The 17,747-nt window shown below is 48.5% G+C and carries 19 protein-coding genes and 2 pseudogenes; 9 read left to right on the top strand and 12 right to left on the bottom strand.

From position 1 onward, the window contains the following. Window positions 1-64: 64 nt before the first annotated feature. The 5 genes from L693_RS0109535 to L693_RS0109515 form a co-directional block, all read right to left on the bottom strand. Complete coding sequence (locus L693_RS0109535) at window positions 65-400, bottom strand: general stress protein (protein ID WP_025717068.1); 336 nt, start codon at window positions 398-400, stop codon at window positions 65-67. Window positions 401-497: 97 nt separating this feature from the next. Continuing rightward, window positions 498-1,016: a hypothetical protein gene (locus L693_RS0109530; protein WP_025717067.1), complete on the bottom strand. Its 519-nt coding sequence runs from the start codon at window positions 1,014-1,016 to the stop codon at window positions 498-500. 50 nt (window positions 1,017-1,066) lie between these two features. Then, window positions 1,067-1,543, bottom strand: coding sequence for a DUF948 domain-containing protein (locus L693_RS0109525; RefSeq protein WP_025717066.1), 477 nt, complete (start codon window positions 1,541-1,543; stop codon window positions 1,067-1,069). A 410-nt stretch (window positions 1,544-1,953) separates the two neighbouring features. Next, a complete protein-coding gene (locus L693_RS0109520) occupies window positions 1,954-3,123 on the bottom strand; it encodes a C40 family peptidase (RefSeq protein WP_025717065.1) in 1,170 nt (389 codons plus the stop codon). 190 nt (window positions 3,124-3,313) lie between these two features. Next, window positions 3,314-4,183, bottom strand: a complete 870-nt coding sequence (locus L693_RS0109515) for a cation diffusion facilitator family transporter (RefSeq protein WP_025717064.1) — start codon at window positions 4,181-4,183, stop codon at window positions 3,314-3,316. A 323-nt stretch (window positions 4,184-4,506) separates the two neighbouring features. On the opposite strand from L693_RS0109515, the gene L693_RS0109510 reads away from it, so the two are divergent. Next, a complete protein-coding gene (locus L693_RS0109510; RefSeq protein WP_010344684.1) occupies window positions 4,507-4,692 on the top strand; it encodes a hypothetical protein in 186 nt (61 codons plus the stop codon). 198 nt (window positions 4,693-4,890) lie between these two features. On the opposite strand, the gene L693_RS0109505 is transcribed toward L693_RS0109510, so the two are convergent. The 3 genes from L693_RS0109505 to L693_RS0109495 all read right to left on the bottom strand — a co-directional run bounded on the left by L693_RS0109505 (window position 4,891) and on the right by L693_RS0109495 (window position 8,513). Then, window positions 4,891-6,519 (bottom strand): ABC-F family ATP-binding cassette domain-containing protein, encoded by a 1,629-nt coding sequence (locus tag L693_RS0109505; protein WP_025717063.1) that lies wholly within the window; start codon window positions 6,517-6,519, stop codon window positions 4,891-4,893. Between the two features lie 241 nt (window positions 6,520-6,760). Continuing rightward, window positions 6,761-7,540, bottom strand: coding sequence for an ABC transporter ATP-binding protein (locus L693_RS0109500; RefSeq protein WP_025717062.1), 780 nt, complete (start codon window positions 7,538-7,540; stop codon window positions 6,761-6,763). Further along, complete coding sequence (locus tag L693_RS0109495; protein WP_025717061.1) at window positions 7,530-8,513, bottom strand: FecCD family ABC transporter permease; 984 nt, start codon at window positions 8,511-8,513, stop codon at window positions 7,530-7,532. Before L693_RS0109495 ends, L693_RS0109500 begins: the two co-directional genes overlap by 11 nt. 25 nt (window positions 8,514-8,538) lie before the next feature. Between L693_RS0109495 and L693_RS29095 the strand changes: the two are divergent. From L693_RS29095 to isdG, 5 genes and pseudogenes are all read left to right on the top strand, one after another. Then, window positions 8,539-8,844 (top strand): annotated as a pseudogene (locus L693_RS29095) (ABC transporter substrate-binding protein); the annotation flags it as partial. 3 nt (window positions 8,845-8,847) lie between these two features. Further along, window positions 8,848-9,144 (top strand): annotated as a pseudogene (locus L693_RS0109485) (iron chelate uptake ABC transporter family permease subunit); the annotation flags it as partial. Between the two features lie 6 nt (window positions 9,145-9,150). Beyond that, window positions 9,151-9,261: an iron chelate uptake ABC transporter family permease subunit gene (locus L693_RS32395; RefSeq protein ID WP_442950172.1), complete on the top strand. Its 111-nt coding sequence runs from the start codon at window positions 9,151-9,153 to the stop codon at window positions 9,259-9,261. Then, window positions 9,258-10,049 (top strand): ABC transporter ATP-binding protein, encoded by a 792-nt coding sequence (locus L693_RS0109480; RefSeq protein ID WP_025717058.1) that lies wholly within the window; start codon window positions 9,258-9,260, stop codon window positions 10,047-10,049. The genes L693_RS32395 and L693_RS0109480 overlap by 4 nt, the downstream gene beginning before the upstream one ends. A gap of 2 nt (window positions 10,050-10,051) precedes the next feature. Then, window positions 10,052-10,402 (top strand): heme oxygenase, encoded by a 351-nt coding sequence (gene isdG, locus L693_RS0109475; protein ID WP_025717057.1) that lies wholly within the window; start codon window positions 10,052-10,054, stop codon window positions 10,400-10,402. 95 nt (window positions 10,403-10,497) lie between these two features. Here the strand turns inward: isdG and L693_RS0109470 are convergent, their stop codons facing one another. The 4 genes from L693_RS0109470 to L693_RS0109455 form a co-directional block, all read right to left on the bottom strand. Further along, window positions 10,498-11,508, bottom strand: coding sequence for an MBL fold metallo-hydrolase (locus tag L693_RS0109470; protein ID WP_025717056.1), 1,011 nt, complete (start codon window positions 11,506-11,508; stop codon window positions 10,498-10,500). A gap of 264 nt (window positions 11,509-11,772) precedes the next feature. After that, on the bottom strand, window positions 11,773-11,883 hold the full coding sequence (gene cydS / locus L693_RS32390; protein ID WP_425280865.1) for a cytochrome bd oxidase small subunit CydS: 111 nt from the start codon (window positions 11,881-11,883) through the stop codon (window positions 11,773-11,775). A 5-nt stretch (window positions 11,884-11,888) separates the two neighbouring features. Further along, entirely contained in the window at window positions 11,889-12,920 is a 1,032-nt protein-coding gene (locus L693_RS0109460; RefSeq protein ID WP_025717055.1) for a cytochrome d ubiquinol oxidase subunit II, read from the bottom strand. Then, window positions 12,917-14,263 carry a cytochrome ubiquinol oxidase subunit I gene (locus tag L693_RS0109455; protein WP_025717054.1) on the bottom strand — a complete coding sequence of 449 codons (1,347 nt, stop codon included), beginning with the start codon at window positions 14,261-14,263 and terminating at the stop codon, window positions 12,917-12,919. The genes L693_RS0109460 and L693_RS0109455 overlap by 4 nt, the downstream gene beginning before the upstream one ends. 360 nt (window positions 14,264-14,623) lie before the next feature. Between L693_RS0109455 and L693_RS0109445 the strand changes: the two genes are divergently transcribed. The 3 genes from L693_RS0109445 to L693_RS0109435 form a co-directional block, all read left to right on the top strand. After that, entirely contained in the window at window positions 14,624-15,178 is a 555-nt protein-coding gene (locus tag L693_RS0109445) for a MarR family winged helix-turn-helix transcriptional regulator (protein ID WP_025717053.1), read from the top strand. Window positions 15,179-15,268: 90 nt separating this feature from the next. Further along, on the top strand, window positions 15,269-16,501 hold the full coding sequence (locus tag L693_RS0109440) for an MFS transporter (RefSeq protein ID WP_025717052.1): 1,233 nt from the start codon (window positions 15,269-15,271) through the stop codon (window positions 16,499-16,501). A gap of 322 nt (window positions 16,502-16,823) precedes the next feature. Next, the coding region (locus tag L693_RS0109435) for a virulence factor (RefSeq protein ID WP_025717051.1) at window positions 16,824-17,747 on the top strand (924 nt) is incomplete at its 3' end.

Genomic DNA, 17,747 nt, shown 5'->3' with positions numbered 1-17,747 from the left:
CCAAAAACATAGATAAGGAATGAGGCTGAAACCCCATTCCTTATCTATGTTTTTGGAGGACCCGTTAAGCACTCGTACTGAGGTTAATGCCCTGATCCAGTTCTTTTTCATAAAAATCAGCTTCCGTGTCTGTAAATCCCAGGGAAGTAATCTTGGCACGAAGCTCGTCGCCCCGTGAACGGAACAAATTGGCTAATGAGTCGAAAACGCCCTCTTCCTTAATCCCGATTTCCTTGGCATCCACCGTATCGGCAATACGATCCGTCCGATCCTGATCATGAGCGAGCACGAACACATCCTCATAACGATAGCCCGTGTTGCGCAACTCATTCACTGCTTCAACGGCTTGTACACCGTTCTCTACCACTTTGGCATAAGATTTATGATGGGTCTGATTCATGTTTCTCACGCTCCTTTAAGGATTGACTTCTCTGACTATTACACGCTACACATGCATTTGAAACTTCCATGTTATGTCAAGAGCTTAAAAAATGGATTTACCACTCGGTCTCATCAAAAAACTCAACATATTTGGGCTTATCCGACATTTCATCCGTAAATACCTTAATCGCCCGTTGTCCGCGTACATATACCTCTCCGTCCTCTGCTGTAAATTGTGAGCCACCGAGCGCCTGATCCAGCGTTTGCCGTTTCAGCGGCAGCCACTCATCATTTACCTTAATTCGACCAGCAGCAGGGTCTACATGCACATAGGAAACGACATCCCCACGCATGCCTACTATGACGTCAGGATATTGATATTCTGTAGAAAGCTGCAGCATATCCTTCTTTATCCGAAGCGGCTTGCCCAGTTTTTTCAATACATCTGCGCGTGTATCCTCCAGAGATATGCCATTTAACGTTTGAAAATCAGCCGGTACGGCATGTTGGGCGGGGATCGTCTGCACAGCCCTCACCATATGCCCCGCTGCTTGCGGGGAAACGGTTTGGTGAACCGTATCCTGTCCGGAAAAGGGAGTGAGCAAACCAGCAATCAGTAATAAAGTCTTCATCATAAATCTCACCCTTTCAATGAATTTCCTGTAGTTTACGGTTCAAGTCTGTGCTACTGGCGCATTTTCTGCCACAGGCTGGCAGCGATATCCACATAGCTTAACCAGTTTTTAGCCGACTTCGCCGCAGGCTCCTCATAGGTCGCATTGTAGCTTTGGACCGTCCGCTCTGTTGCGGTTAAAGGTCTGTCCGCTGTGTTATGTGGCTTTTGGAACCGGGTCATTAACGCGGTCGAAGCCTGCTTGGCAGCCAATGTCACTTCGCTCAGCACCTCGCCCAGGTTTTTAACAGATTCCATCACAGGCTCTATTTGCTTTAATTTATGATCAACATCTGCGGTGATGTCATTCGCATGTCGAACCGTTTGTTTTACTTCGTAGCTCAGTTCGTCGACTGTCTTTTGTACATCCTGCAAGGTTAGAGTCACCTTATCCAAAGAGCCTTGTGCTGCTTTAAGTGTTTTAATAAGGAAAATTACGAGAACTGCAAATGCGATAGCGATAATAAAAATACTGATCTGTGTTAACATGGCGTAACCTCTCTTTCATCCTTCACGATGATGTGTATGATTACTGCATAGTTACCCTTTACATTCAGACGCGAAACAACGTTGAAACTTGGTTCTTCTTCGCACCCAGGTGCTATGCTTCATGGAATAGATCATGGTTTAAAACACTGTATAACGATGACACAGCCACGAAAATACGAATGATTTTGCATCACCCGCAATTGAGCCCTAACAGGCACGAGTATGCCACATTATATACAAAAAAGGAGGATGCGGAACAGGTTGAAATGGTCCGAAGAAAACAGACTTCGTATTGTTGGCATAGACGCGGCTGATGTAATATTCGCCCCATATTAAAAAAGGATGTTTCCAACCTGATTACAGGGCTGGGAACATCCTTTTTTGATGCGAGTTTTTAGTATTTGCGACGTTTATTGGATTACGCTGCCCCCGAACAGGAAACGGTCCTGCCAAGCTTTGCTGAAATCCGTGACTTTCACACCGCCACCCGCTACAGAAAACGTATGAAGAAGCTTGTTGTCTCCCAAATATACAGCAACGTGTGTGATCGTTTGGGAGGAATTATCCAGGGACGTGTATGCCCCGGAAGAAGCATTATAGTTGGTAAAGAAGAGCAAATCGCCACGTTTGAGTGTAGTCATGTCGGTATTCGGCTGACTGTTTTGTTTGATCCACTCACCCTGTGAACGAGAATCTGCCGGAAGCTGGATACCTACAGCCTGACGGAAAATTTGGCGGGTAAATGCAGAGCAATCAAAAGTAGCCGTACTGTTACGATCAGAACCATATTGATAGGGTGTCCCGAGGTAAGTCATACCTGTGTTAATAACCTGTTCGATCGCAGCCGCTGCATCGCCGTAAGGCAAGCTAACCGTCGACGCAGGAGACGCTACCGCAGGCAGAGCAGCAGGATCTGAAGCAGATGCCTCTGCAGAAGCCACAGGCTGCTCCACAACAACACCCTCACCAATACGAATATATTGTGGAGATGAGCTGACATAGCCTGTAGTACCATCAGCCGTGGTAACCTTGAACCAATAAGAGTTACTTGGATCGGTAATTGTAACGACATCCCCTGTATTCAAATAGCCCAAAATCTCGGAAGAAGTGGATGCCTCCGCCCGCAAACGAACGGACGTTTGAATCGTAGCTTTCGTTTGACCGGCAGAACTATTCACTGAGGCTGGAGCCTCTTTAGTTGAAACATTGTTTTTAACGGGTTCTGTGATTTCCGGTTTACGGCTGGCAGACGGGGCGACAGTAGCAGCAACGCTGGTAGCGCCAACTTTTATGTACTTGCCGGAGCTGCTCGTGTATCCGGTAACTCCACCAGAGGTCTTGACCTTATACCAATAGCTGTTTGTTTTCTCCAATACCGTTACGGCCTCTCCCTGCTTCATAAAGCTGACGACATCCCCCGTCGTTGAAGGATTGGATCTGAGCTTTACAGCCGCTTGAATAACCGCCTTCTGACCTGTGGATGCTGTCGATGCCGCTGCGTCAACCTGACCCGGCGATAAGTGAATTGCTGCCAATAGCGCGGCTGACGTCATGAGCGTTCCCATCATGCGTCTTCTCAATGTTGCACCTCCTGGCTGTTTTTACGAATTTGAGAGCATATCCAATTCCGACCAATATAGCCGGACATGCCTTCATTATAGTAAAAGCAGCAGGAAGAGAGATATAATCCAAAAGTCACAAAAGAGAACGCATCCACCTTTTATATCTAGGCCTAAAGTCTCTTTTAACGTTAACTATTTAATAATTAAACTATAATTTGGGTTCCACATGAACGTGGACATGCATCGTGTTATGAACCTCTTGCAAGCGTTCCTCAATTCGGTCACTGATTCGATGTCCTTCAATCAAGCTGAGTTTCGGATTCACCTCAATGACCACATCCACCAGCGCATGATTACCGTGTACCCGTGCCTTAACGTCTCGAATCCCCTCTACTCCAGGGATATGGGCAATCGTACTCCGTAGGTCAGACAGCTCCTGCTCGTCAAATCCATCTGTCAAACTGTGTGTAGAATCTTTAAAGATATCCCATGCCGTCTTACATATAATAAATCCTACCGCGATCGCCGCAACAGTATCGAGCCATGGCAATCCGAACTGTGCGCCGATAATGCCTATCGCTGCTCCAACACTGACAAGCGCATCTGACAGATTATCCTTAGCCGCCGCCTGCAAAGCCTTATTGTTAATCTGCCGGGCCAGTCTGCTATTGTAAAGGTATACTCCCAACATAATAACTGCACAAATCACTGCTACACCTGCGGAGATGATTTCCGGTGTTTGCTTTCCACCCTTAAAAATGCTTCCGATTCCATCAATAAGCACCTGAAGACCGACGACTGCCATAATAAAGGACGCCAGCAGCGCTGCGATCGTTTCTGCGCGAAAATGTCCGTAGGCATGATCAGAATCCGGCGGTTTCTGGGATATTCTCAGGCCAATCAGCACGGCCACAGACACCACAATATCGGTGACATTGTTAAAGCCATCGGCCAGTAACGCGCTGGAAGCAAAAATATATCCACTAATCAGCTTGAATCCGGACAGCAAAAGGTAAGCGCTTATGCTCACCCACGCCCCTCGTTCACCTTTTCGTATTTCATCATACACATTTACCACAACGGAGGACACTCCTTCAAAAGCAACTGTTAGTTTCAGCATAGCAGACGATCTTTGTGTGGGTCTACAGAAACAGTCTTTCCTCTCCGCATCGCTGTAGGAACAACGAAAAAGTATTGCCGAGCCCCATTCCTGTAGGGGTTGCAAAACATTTTTTCCTTCGTGCAAAAAACAGACTCTCCACTCCCAGTCCGCCCTATGCTCGTGTTATTATTGTTGCCCTTGTCCCTTCTTTTAAAAACGTATAAAATGAGGACACAGCCGCGTTGTTCTTCAATCAGCATGATTGACATGAATCTGGCGGCAACAGGAGGAATTTATTCATGAGCGATGCCAATGAACCACGTAAAATTAATCTTGCAGATGCCATTAAGGAAAAACTGGCACAAAAAAAACAGCAGTCCGGCGCTTCACAGCAGGGCGGCTTTCAAGGCGGTTCCACCAAAACATTGAAAAGCCAAAATACGAAGAAGCCGAACAACCAACGCCGTCGCACAGGTGGATCATAAGCCACCCAGCCGCCTAGCTCCATAGGCTAGTACGGTAATGGAGGCCTAACGAGGCTAATCCTGCCTCGTTACCAGAACCGAGTGTTATGGACAACGGCACAAACGAAAAGAGGAGCCTCCCCAGCCATATCCATGGCTCAGGGAGCTCCTCTTTCGTTTATCTATTTGCTGAAATTAGCTGGGTTAGCTGTAAAGGTATTAGCCGATTTCTACCGGATACATACGCTCACGCAATTTCGCAATTTCTTCGCTTTCCAAGTATTCATCATAGCTCATCGTACGGTCGATTACACCGTTTGGTGTAATTTCGACGATGCGGTTCGCGATGGTTTGAATAAACTGATGGTCATGGGAAGTGAACAAAATGGTACCGTCAAAGTCGATCAGACCATTGTTCAGCGCTGTGATGGATTCCAGATCCAAGTGATTGGTTGGTTCCTCCAGCAGCAGCACATTGGCGCCATTCAACATCATTTTCGCCAGCATACAGCGAACCTTTTCTCCCCCGGACAGCACGCTTGCTTTCTTAAGTGCTTCTTCTCCTGAGAAAAGCATACGTCCCAAGAAGCCACGCAGGAACGTTTCGTCCTGATCCTTTGAATATTGACGCAGCCATTCCACAAGATTCATATCCACACCTTCAAAATAGGTGGAGTTATCTTTCGGGAAATACGCCTGGCTGGTCGTAATCCCCCAGGAAAATTCGCCGTTGTCCGCTTCCAGCTCATTCATCAAGATTTGGAAAAGCGTCGTTTTAGGCAGGCCATTCGGGCCAACGAACGCAATTTTATCCCCTTTGTTCACAACCAGACTAAACTCGTTCAGCACTTGCTCGCCTTCAACGGTTTTACTGAGGCTATCTACGGTCAGCAGCTGCTTGCCCGCTTCACGCTCAGGCTTGAAGTTAATGAACGGATATTTACGGTTCGACGGACGGATGTCGTCCAGCGTAATTTTATCCAATTGCTTTTTACGCGAGGTTGCCTGTTTGGACTTGGAAGCATTCGCGGAGAAACGCTGGATAAAAGCCTGCAGTTCCTTAATCTTCTCTTCCTTCTTCTTGTTGGCATCACGAGCCAGTGTAAGCGCGAGCTGGCTGGACTCATACCAGAAGTCGTAGTTACCGACATACATCTGAATTTTACCGAAATCAATATCCGCAATATGCGTACATACCTTGTTCAGGAAGTGACGGTCATGGGATACGACAATAACGGTGCCTTCATAGTCCATCAGAAAGTTTTCGAGCCATTGAATGGATTCGAGATCCAAATGGTTGGTAGGCTCATCGAGCAGCAAATTGTTCGGACGACCAAACAACGCTTGTGCCAAGAGAACGCGGACCTTATCGTTGCCGCTCATCTCAGCCATCTTTTTATCATGCAGGTCACGCGGAATACCAAGGCCGATCAGCAATGCGGCCGCATCCGGCTCGGCATCCCAGCCGTTCAGCTCTGCAAATTCGCCTTCCAGCTCACCAGCGCGCAAACCGTCTGCTTCGGAAAACTCAGCTTTAGCGTACAGCGCATCCTTTTCCTTCATGATCTCATACAGACGCGTGTGGCCCATAATAACGGTTTCCAGAACAGGGAATTCATCGTATTCATAATGGTTCTGCTTGAGCACTGCCATCCGTTCGCCCGGTGTCATGTGGACCTCGCCTGAATTGGCTTCGATTTCACCGGAAAGAATTTTCAAAAAAGTGGATTTGCCCGCGCCATTCGCCCCAATCAGGCCGTAGCAGTTCCCGGGAGTAAATTTGATATTTACGTCTTCAAAAAGTGGGCGTTTACCATAACGAAGCGTTACGCCGCTTGTACTGATCATATAAGCATACCATCCTTATCATTAGTTAAGTGCTAAACACAAAATTACCGACGGCAATAGTATAACACACAAAAGATCGGAATCGAACCGTAGTATAAGTAGAATACCACCAGAACATCAGGTCATATCTTACAATAAAATAAAAAATGCTTCTGTCTCGACAATTGTCACCCCTGACAAATACGCGGACCAGAACCATTTTCTTGTTTTTTAAACTCAATACCTCCAGAAGCCAGAACTGTCAGGAAACACCGACACCCATCGGAATAAGATACATTCCCGCCTCGTCGTCCTGTCTTACAACGACCTCCACACCATAGACGGCTTGAATCAGCTCGGATGTTGCAACCTTTGCGGGCGGGCCGTTTGCTATGATCCGTCCTTCCTTCATAGCGATCATCACGTCGCTATACCGAATAGCCTGATTAATATCATGCAGCACCATCACGATGGTCAGGCCGTGCTCCTGATTTAGCTGCCGGATAAGCTCCAAAATCTCAAGCTGGTAATACATATCCAGATAAGTCGTTGGCTCGTCCAAAAATAAAATCGGCGTTCGCTGTGCCAAGGCCATCGCAATCCATACGCGCTGTCGTTCTCCCCCTGAAAGCTGATCCAGCGTACGTGTTCTGCGTTCCTCCAGGTTGGTACAGGCCATCGCCCATTCAACTGCTTCCTCGTCCTCGTCCCGGTTGCCTGTGAACATATGCTTATGAGGCAGTCTTCCGAAGCTGACAAGCTTCTCTACCGTCAAGTCCGATGGCGCCTCATTTTGCTGGTGAACCACCGCTAATTGACGGGCCAATTCCTTGGGCTTATAGCGGGCAAGCTCCTTGCCGTCCAAAACCACTTGTCCCAACCGGGGAACCGCATTGTTGGACATTACACTAAGCAGTGTCGATTTGCCCCAACCATTGGGACCAATAATAGTGGTAATCTGTCCCGGTTCAATCACAGCATTAATGGCGTGTAGACGATCCGTTTTGCGGTCGTATGAAAAGGTAATATCCTTAATGTCCATAGGTGCGATCCGCCTTTCTGATCAGGAATATCAGGAACGGTCCGCCAATGACGGCCATAATAATAGAAGCCGGAATTTCGTTGGGAGCAAGCACCGTCCGCCCAAGCGTATCTGCGAGCAGAAGCAGCAAGCCGCCACCCAAGGCGGAGAATGGAATCAGCCACTTGTGATCCGAACCTACCAAATAACGGACACAATGGGGAACGAGCAGGCCGATAAAGGCGATAACTCCTGCGATGGCTGTAGCCGTTGCTGCCAGCAGCACGGCAACGACGGAAATCAAAAGTCGTGCGCGCGTCACATTGAATCCGAGGTTTTTAGCCGTTTTATCTTGAAGGGACAAGAAATTACACCAGGAAAACACAAGCATGGCCAAAATCAACCCCATTCCGCCGTAGGTCACGATCACCTCAACATCAACCCATTTTTTCATGGACAGGGTCGAGGTCGTGACCTGATTAATGCTGGTGACCGCATAACTTCCCCGATAGTTAAACGACTGCCCCAAACCGGAAAAAATGGCATTCACAGCCACCCCGATCAAGATCAGACGAATCGGGTGCAGACCTGACTTCCAGGAAAATCCGTAGACCATCAGGCAGGCCAGCGCACCGCCGACAAAAGAAAAGAACGGCATCCAGAAATAAAGCGCCGGAAAGATCGTCACCGCAATCAGCGAGATCAATGCCGCTCCCGAAGAAATACCGATAACCCCGGCGTCTGCCAGCGGATTTTTCATGACAGCTTGCAGCAAGACGCCCGCCACTGCAAGAGCTGCTCCAGCCATCACAGCGACAATAATTCTCGGTAATCTCAAATCCTTAACCACATTGACCTGCTCATCTGTCCCTGTCCACAAACCTGTAACCAATTGACCCAAGTTGACCTTGAGACTGCCCGTCATCGCCGAATACAAAATGACGCCGATAAGCAGGACGGTCACAATGATAATGCTCCAACCTTTTTTTGACATGTCATCAGCTTCCTTTTAGGTTGTAGGCGGCTCCAATATTGCCGCTGATTTTCCGGGCCTGCAAAATTTCCCGCAATATGCACAGCTAAACACAGAGCGTATCATACAGGCCGACCCTGATTACATCTTCATCATGACCCATGGTAATACGGAAGAAGTGAAAGCCGCATTTTTAAAGGAAATGCAGGAAAATGCAGCCTGGAACGGAATTCAGGCGGTCAAAAGCAATCAGGTCGAGGTGTTGCCATCAGATTTGTTCGGAACGAATCCGGGCGCCCGAGTGACAAAGGCGCTGGATTTGATGCACGACAAGCTGTATCCGGCGAAATAGACGATGAACAAACTACAGCGTGCCAGAAGGCGCACCATCGCCTGGATTACCCTTCCGGTCCTACTGTTGGCTGTCTCTGTGTACGGCCTGGCCTACGGTTCGGTGTCGATTCCGCTCCAAGAAATCAATCAGGTTTTGTTACATAACCATGACTCTATCTATCGCACGATCCTGATGGATCTCCGGCTGCCCAGAGTGCTCGTAGGTTTGCTTGTAGGAGCTTGCCTCGCAGCTTCCGGAGCACTTCTTCAAGGAGTCATGAAAAATCCACTGGCCGACCCAGGCGTTATTGGTGTATCGGATACGGTGGCACGCTCCTGGTTTGATCCGATTGAGCTGCCTGTAGGTATTTTGCTGGCTGTCATCGGGGCGCCGTTCTTCTTAATCCTGCTCAAGAAACGGGGGAATTTCGGATGACAGCCATTCAGGGTGAGCATCTCTCCTTGCAGCGCGGATATTTCAAGCTAGACGATGTAAACATCACCTTGCCCGCCGGGAAGCTCACCGCAATTGTCGGACCCAACGGCTCAGGCAAATCTACGCTTCTGCGCATTATGACCCGGCTGCTCAAGCAGGATCAGGGGCAGGTTTCCGTACTAGGTAAGCAAGTAGAGGACTACAAACGGCGCGATTTTGCCCAGACGATTACGATGCTGCCGCAAATGAAGGATATGCTGCCGTTATTAACGGTTCGTGAGCTGGTTGCTTACGGAAGAGCTCCTCATGCCAAAGGCTTGAGAACACGACATACCGGACAGGACCAACAAATCGTGGACCATGTCATGGAAATCACAGGCATCAAGCCCTATGCGGACCGGATGTTCCATACTCTATCGGGAGGTGAACAACAAAAAGCGCGAATTGCAATGGCTTTGGCCCAACAAACAAGTATTCTTTTGCTCGATGAACCAACCACTTTTCTGGATATCGCCCATCAATTTGAGGTTATGGATATGCTGCGGCGAATCAATCACGAGTCCGGCTTGACGATTGTTATGGTACTGCATGATTTGCAGCAAGCTGCGGCCTATTGTCATCATATGATTGCGCTTAAAAGGGGACGAATTGCCGTTGCCGGCGAACCCCGTCAGATTTTGACATCTGATTTTCTTCGCGACATTTATGAAATGAACGCCACGATCAAATTCGAGGATGGCTATCCGGTCATTATACCGACCATACCACATCATTTAGGAGGAATTTAACTATGGTTATCGTTACAAATACGTCTAAAATCACACCGGGCAACGCCCACCTGCTCATCGAACGCTTCAACAAAGAAGGAAAAGTAGAGAAAATGGAAGGCTTCCTCGGTCTGGAGGTGCTGCTGACTGAAAACACGGAGGATTATGAGGAAGTAACGATCAGCACACGCTGGAAGGAAAAAGAGAGCTTCCAAGGCTGGACGAAAAGCGAAGCGTTCCGCGAATCCCATAGCCACCGCCAAATTCCGGACTATATTATTGAAAATAAAATCACCTTTTATGAGGTTAAAATCGTTCGTCATCCCATCGCCAACAGTGACTCCTCTTTGGCGAGTGACACCGAAGCCGTTTAATCCTGAATTATAGCCTAAAAACAAAAAAAGCGGCTCCGCAGACAACATCATTTGTCCGCAGAGTCGCTTTTTTCGATGAATATTTGTTATACTCCTCAGTTTGTAGTAGAGCCGCGGCGCCCAATTTTCAGCGTCTCTCCGTGCCCCAATACATGGATACGTTCCTTCGCGATGCCCAAACGCTCGCGCTCGGCTTCGAGACGATCCAGCGCCTCTCTCGGCGTATCATCCGCCAGCTTAAAGGCTCCATAATGCATCGGGATCATCTGATCCGCGCCGCAATCGACAAAGCCCTGCAATGCCTCCTCCGGTGTCACGTGCTGCGAGGTCATGAACCATTCCGGTTCATACGCGCCAATCGGCATAAAGGTCAGGTCAATGGCAAAACGCTCGCCAATCTCCTTAAAACCACGAAAATACCCGGTGTCTCCCACAAAATACAACGTCGGCGCGTTCGCTGAATCTGAATCTGTATGAGAATCTGAGTCCGCAACGGACGTGGCAGAGCCGATCACCTGCTGCTCACTTTGCAGTACGAATCCACCCCAATGTGAAGTGTTGGTATCGAACGGCGTACGCCGTGTCCAGTGCTGCGCCGGAACAAATGTAATCCGTACCCCGCCTACCGTAAAATACTCCCACCATTGCAGCTCATGGCAATTGCGAAAGCCTTTGCGAACCATTTTCGACTTTAGTCCCGCAGGTACGAGCATAAGCGTGTCTGCACGATATAATTTGCGCAGTGATTGTATATGTAAGTGATCATAATGCGAATGGGACAGCAAAATGATGTCCAGCGGCGGCACATCCTGAATGCGAATGCCGGGCGGAGCCAGCCTTTTGTCCAAGGCCATACGCTCGGCCCATACCGGATCGGTGATGATATTCAGCCCAAGGTATTGGATGAAAAAGGTGGAATGGCCTACCCAGGTTGCTGTGGTCATGTCCCGATTACTGTGCAAAAACTCCAGCTCCGGGGGATGGTTCGGAACAACAAACGTATAATCCTTGGTTTTGCTGCGTCGTTCCTGCCGCCATTGTCTGAATTGCTTGATGGTTTTATCGGTATTTACATGATCCATATTGTTAAAACGAACTTTGGGCATGATGTAATTCCCTCCCTGACAAACCCGTTCTCCCAAGTAATCCAAAGGGTTTCCATTCATCTATATATTGTACACGTGAGTATGAAAAGCAAATAATACAACATGCTGGTATATGTAAAGTATAATTCAAACTCCAATCTAATGGAAATATGTAAAGGAAATTCCACAGTATACATCAAGGCACATCAAGGCACATCAAGGCACATCAGGACACATGAAGGGACCCTCCTCATAAATCAGGAAGGCCCGTTTCCGCTGCTGCTGTTAGTCCTGTGGATTTTTAAAGCGTGCCGAATATATAAACAGAAACAAAATCGCCACGATAATAATGATAGGCGACTCGTACATAATCGTAAAATGCTCGAAAGCAACCATTGAACTCACCCTTTCTTCCCCATTTCTCCCCGCACATATTTTGCATCGAACAGGAACAATCTCAATATCAGAATCAGCGAAGGGATCAATACCAGCAGTCCCGCACTAAACGCCGTAATCAATGCATACGCCATCGCAGGGTTCGTAAAGCTGCCATGCACATTAATGTAGGGGTACAAAACATACGGAAGATGCGAGCGACCATAGCCATACCAGGCAAATGCAAATTGCAGCATCACCAGGATAAATGAGGTGCCCAAATAGCGTCGTTGCCATACCAGATAAACAGCTCCTACAAAGCATACAGAAGATGCGACGAACATCCAGGCCATACCTAGCATATTGGCAAAATGTTCTGGATTTTGCTTGTTGATCTGAAAAAAAGCGAACAAACTTGCCAAAATTGTAGGAGCACTCCAGAACAACGCATATCCCCGTACAATTTCGAAAGCGACCTTGTCTCCCGCCCTTTTGGCATAAAAGGACAAAAACATCGCCGATATATACAGCACACTCACCAGCGCCAGAATAATAACTGCCCACGTATAGGGGTTGCTAAATAGCTGGTCCCATTGCAGATGAACACCTGTGCTGTTTTCCACAATAATGCCGCCTTCCGAAATGGCGAGAACCGTGGACAGCGCCGCCGGAATCAGCAGCCCTGTTGCACCGTACAACGCCATGTAGACGATATTATTGGTCCCGGAATGCCCATACGTATTGTACGCATAATACACTCCCCGAATCGCGAGAAGCACAATCGCAATACTGCCGGGAACGAGTAACGCCGTCCCATAGTAATAAGCCGCATCCGGGAAAAAACCGTTCAATCCCACCACGAAAAAGATGAGAAATACATTCGTTACCTCCCACACCGGGGATAGATAGCGTTGAATGATATTGTGGATTTTGTTCTGGTGACCTGTCAGTACACTGTAAAAGCTGAAAAAGCCTGCACCAAAATCAATAGAAGCCACAATCAAATAACCGAACAGGAAGGTCCACAAAATGGCGATACCGACAATTTCATAGCTCACTTGCTTTCAGCCCCTTCCATGCCCAACTGCTTCATCTCTTCTACCGCATCCTTATTTCGGAATAGCTTGCTCAGTACCTTAATGGCCGAGAAGCACAACACCAGATACAAAATAACAAACATCACCAGCATCCAGCCGACACTGGTAGAGGTGGTTGCTGCCTCGGATACCTTCATGTATCCGCGTAAAATCCACGGTTGCCTGCCGACCTCCGCGAACATCCAACCCAGTTCAATGGCGATCATAGCCAGCGGTCCGACCAAAATAAGCGCCAGCAGCAGCCATCTGGGGTATGGTTTGCGACCTGGCAAACGCCCCCGGATCAAATATAGCAAAGGAATGACCAAAATCAGCACCCCGGTGGTGATTTTGAGGTCAAACATATAGTGGATAGATAGCGGCGGACGCTCATCTACGGGATAATCATTTAATCCCTTGACCTCCGTACTAGGCAAATTCCCGGCCAACACACTCAGTGCATAAGGAACTTTCAGGGCATACTTGATATCACCGTTTTCATCCATGTAGCCGCCATATACAAAGGGGGCGTGCGTCATCGTATCAAAATGCCATTCAGCGGCAGCCAGCTTCTCGGGCTGATATTTGGCTAAAAATTTGCCAGAAGCGTCTCCGATCATGACCGTGCTGATGGCAAACACAATGGTACAAGTCGCAGTCAGCTTCAGCGCTTTTTTGAAATACGGGTGATTACGGCCCCGCAGCATACTGTAAGCAGCCAGTCCCATCAGCACCCCGGCGCTCAATGTATACGAGGAAGCCAACACATGTGAAACCTTGGTGGGTGTGGCCGGATTCAGCATGGCCTGAATGGGATGAATATCTGTCATGACTCCATTTTTGAGTGTAAAGCCTTGGGGCTGGTTCATGAACGAGTTCACAGTCGTAATAAAAACCGCTGATGCAGATGAGGCAATCGCTACCGGGATAAGCAGCATCAGGTGGAAATATTTGCTTTTAAACCGATCCCAGGTGTACAAGTAGATCCCCAGAAATATAGCTTCGATAAAGAAAGCAAACGTCTCCAAAAACAAAGGCAACGCAATCGCTTGTCCAGCCACCCGCATAAAGGTAGGCCAGAGCAGGCTGAGCTGCAGACCAATCGCGGTGCCTGTAACGACACCCACGGCCACAGTGATGACAAACCCCCGCGCCCACCGTCGGGCCAGCAAAGTATAATGTGAATCACCGGTTCGCAGCCCGCGCCATTCTGCAAGTGCAATCATTAAGGGTATGCCAACGCCAATGGATGCAAATACAATATGAACAAACAGGGTAATTCCGGTCAGCATCCGGCTTAGCAATACAGGGTCCAGTGAAGACAAATGGGTCTCACTCCTTCATTTCACATTTTAAAATAGGAAAAACATCGTGAGTTGCTCTTGATTACCAGCTAAGGAGTCAAGCGAGCTATGCTTTTAATTACGGCGTACAGCATAATAGCCGCAATCACAATACATACAATAATGAGCGTTCTTTCCTGCTTGCGGAACATAGGAACGCCTCCTTCACTTATCTTTTGGCGCATTTTGGTAACCTACTCTCAGTTTGGTTCAATCATCCGATTTTTAACCCTGCTTTGGTGCTGAATGCAGCCGTTTTTCTGTTTAGATATTGTCTTATGCCTTCAAATTCGCTATATTAAAAATAGTTAGATAACCTAATTACATGAAAAGAGTGAACTTATGCCGCCAAAACAACATCAGCGGGACGCCGTTCAACCCCTCCTTCCCCGCCTTGGGCCAGAGCCTTATCTGGAGTTAATGGATCAAACAGCTCTTGCCGAAACGGACCGGCAGCTTGCCCGCATCGGTCTGTTTTTGCTATGGACGGGTGATAACGTGCTTGATGCGATTGATCTGGATTTGTCCGTTTACGGCCTGACAGAGAGCAAACTGGATTTGCTATTGCTGCTAACCCTGCATCAATCACAAGGCCAGATGAGCCCCTCGATGATTGCCGATCGTCTCGGAATTCGACGCGCATCCGTGACATCAATCCTGGACTGGACAGAGCAAAGAGGATGGATTATCAGGGAACATACTCCCACGGATCGACGCAAGATTCATGTACGTATTACAGACGAAGGCTCCCTTCTTGTACAGCAGGTACTCCCTGTATTTTGGTCCTCCTGTGCTTCTCTGGCGAGCATTTTGGAGCCTGAGGAGCAGGTCGTTTTTTCGCGGATTATAGAGAAGCTCCACCATCATATGGAGCGCAGATTGGGGGTGGGTAGATAATTTTTTTTGAGCATATAATTAGGTTATCTAATATTACAAATTGATTATATTAACAAGTTGCTTATTTTATCATGAAGGAGTGTTCCATAAATGAGTAAATTACGAACAAATCATACCGCTATACAGAAGGAAACCGCAGTTCTGCCTTATGGATGGATGATAGTCATCCTATGCTGGTCAGCGGTTGTAGTCATGTCCAGCCTATATGTAACGGTGCCTTTGGTTCCCCTCTTTGCCGATGTATTTGGAAAAACGCTTGCCGAAGCAGCCTTGCCGGGCAGTATCTTTTCCTTGGGCTTTGCGATGGGCTGCCTTATTTATGGGGGACTGTCTGACCGCTTTGGACGAAAGCAGGTCATCGTCTCCGGACTGCTCGCATTAACGATTATTTCGTTATGCCTCGGCTTAACCAGTCAGTATCCGGTATTAGTGGCACTGCGCCTGCTACAGGGCTTGGCGGCGGCCACCTTTTCTCCCGTAGCTCTCGCTTACGCTGTAGATATGTTTCCGACCGAAAAGCGGGTAACGGCTATCGGCTTTATCAGCACCGGTTTTCTGGTAGCAGGTATTGCCGGACAGGTATTTAGTATTGTCATCAGTGAACAAATGGGATGGAATATGGTCTTTTGGATGCTGGGGGTACTGTACGCCATAACCTTCCTGATCGTCCTTTTTTTCCTGCCTAAAGCTCCCTCGCCTCAACGAGGCGTCCGCATTTTAGCGGCCTTCAGTCAGTTGGGTACTGTTGTGCGCTCGTATCCTTTGTGGCTAAGCTACACGGTCGCTTTTGTGCTCCTGATGTCCTTTGTGAGCATGTATACTGTTTTGGGCAGCTATCTGGGCGGTCCCGAATTTGGTCTGAACAGCACGCAGATGCTTTATGTAAGATCCGCTGGCATCATCGGCATGCTTCTATCACCTTTTGCCGGAAAGCTAGCCCAAAAATTGGGTGTGTATCTTATACTACGAGCAGCCCTAGCTCTCTCCATTCTCAGCTTGGCGCTGATGGGAATGACGCATTCTCTTATTGCTATCGTCGTGTTGAGTGTATATTTTGTAAGCGGCATTGCCCTGAGCGTTCCTTCACTCATTGCAATTGTCGGCCAGTTGGGAGGTTCAGCAAGAGCGATAGCGGTCTCACTTTACACCTTCATTCTGTTCGCAGGTACGAGCCTGGCACCTATGCTTTCTATTCGTTTGATGGGTAACGGCGGAAATCAGGCGGCTACATTTATGCTGCTGGCAGCTGTTCTGTCTGTGGGCTTTATCGCCTCCCTGCTCATTCGTCAGAAGCAGAATGATTCATTGAAGCGGAGTGCATAAAGCTATATTATAACGAACTCTAAAATTCACATAAAAACGGAGTAGGCGGAATGGTGCTGTACAAGCGAAGCGGTGGCGATGGGAAGCACCATCCGACTGCGCAGTGGCGTCATAGTAACTTTCCAATTCAGTAAATATAGCATCCTGTTTTTATTTAAGAACCACCATATGCTCATAAGACATGTTTATATGATTTATGCGATATATGTCATTGCATTTTCCTCAAGATTACAAACTATCTCTTTGGAGACATCCATAGAATGAGGTACAATACAGATAAGCTATATATGGAGAACTTTTGAACAGGAGGCTGTACCGAGCTATGAAGATCACATCTATCGAGCCGACTCCCAGTCCGAACACCATGATGCTGCATCTGGATGAACGACTGGAAGCAGGTATCCGCAGAACATATACACGGGACAATGAGCGTTCCGCCCCTCCATTTATCCGGCGCATGCTGGCCATTGAAGGGGTCAAAAGCGTGTTTCATACGACAGATTTTGTCGCCCTTGACCGCAAAGGCAATGCAGATTGGTCTACCATTCTGGGTCAAGTCCGGGATCAGCTGGGCGAGGAAGGCGCTGACGCCAATTGGGATTTACCGGAAGAAACCTCGGGGGAAGCGTTTGGCGAAGCACAGGTCTTTGTGCAATTTTTCCGCGGCCTTCCGATGCAAATTCGGGTTAAGGCGGGACAGAAGGAGGAACGGATTTCCTTGTCCGACCGCTTTGTGCAAGCCGTTACACGTGTAGCCAGTGCTACGTTGATCAAGGAGCGCAAGCTCAGTGATTATGGCGTTCGTTACGGTGAGCTGCCGGATATTGCGCGCGAGGTCGAGCAGGAACTGGAGGCCGCCTTCCCGCAGGAACGACTGGAGCAGATTATCCAGCAGGCGATCGCCCACGGCGCGAACAACAGCGAATTCGTGGAGGAGCGCCGCGAATGGAGCGATGCCGAGCTGGAGCAGGCTCTGCGGCACGAGGATTGGCGTACACGCTATGCCGCGCTGGATCGGCTGGAGCCAACACCCGAGCATTTGCCGCTTATTCGGCAAGCGCTGCATGACGACAAAATGCAGCTGCGCCGGCTGGCTGTCGTCTATCTGGGCGATATCCGCTCACCAGAGGCGATGGAGCTGCTGGCCGAGGCGTTGCGCGATCCTTCCGCCGCGGTACGCCGTACCGCAGGCGACACGCTGTCGGACATCGGTGATCCGGTCGCTACCGGTGCGATGATTGGAGCG

The organism is Paenibacillus sp. 1-18, from assembly GCF_000520755.1.
GTDB lineage: Bacteria > Bacillota > Bacilli > Paenibacillales > Paenibacillaceae > Paenibacillus > Paenibacillus brasilensis.
This window is presented reverse-complemented; position numbering and strand designations above follow the sequence as displayed.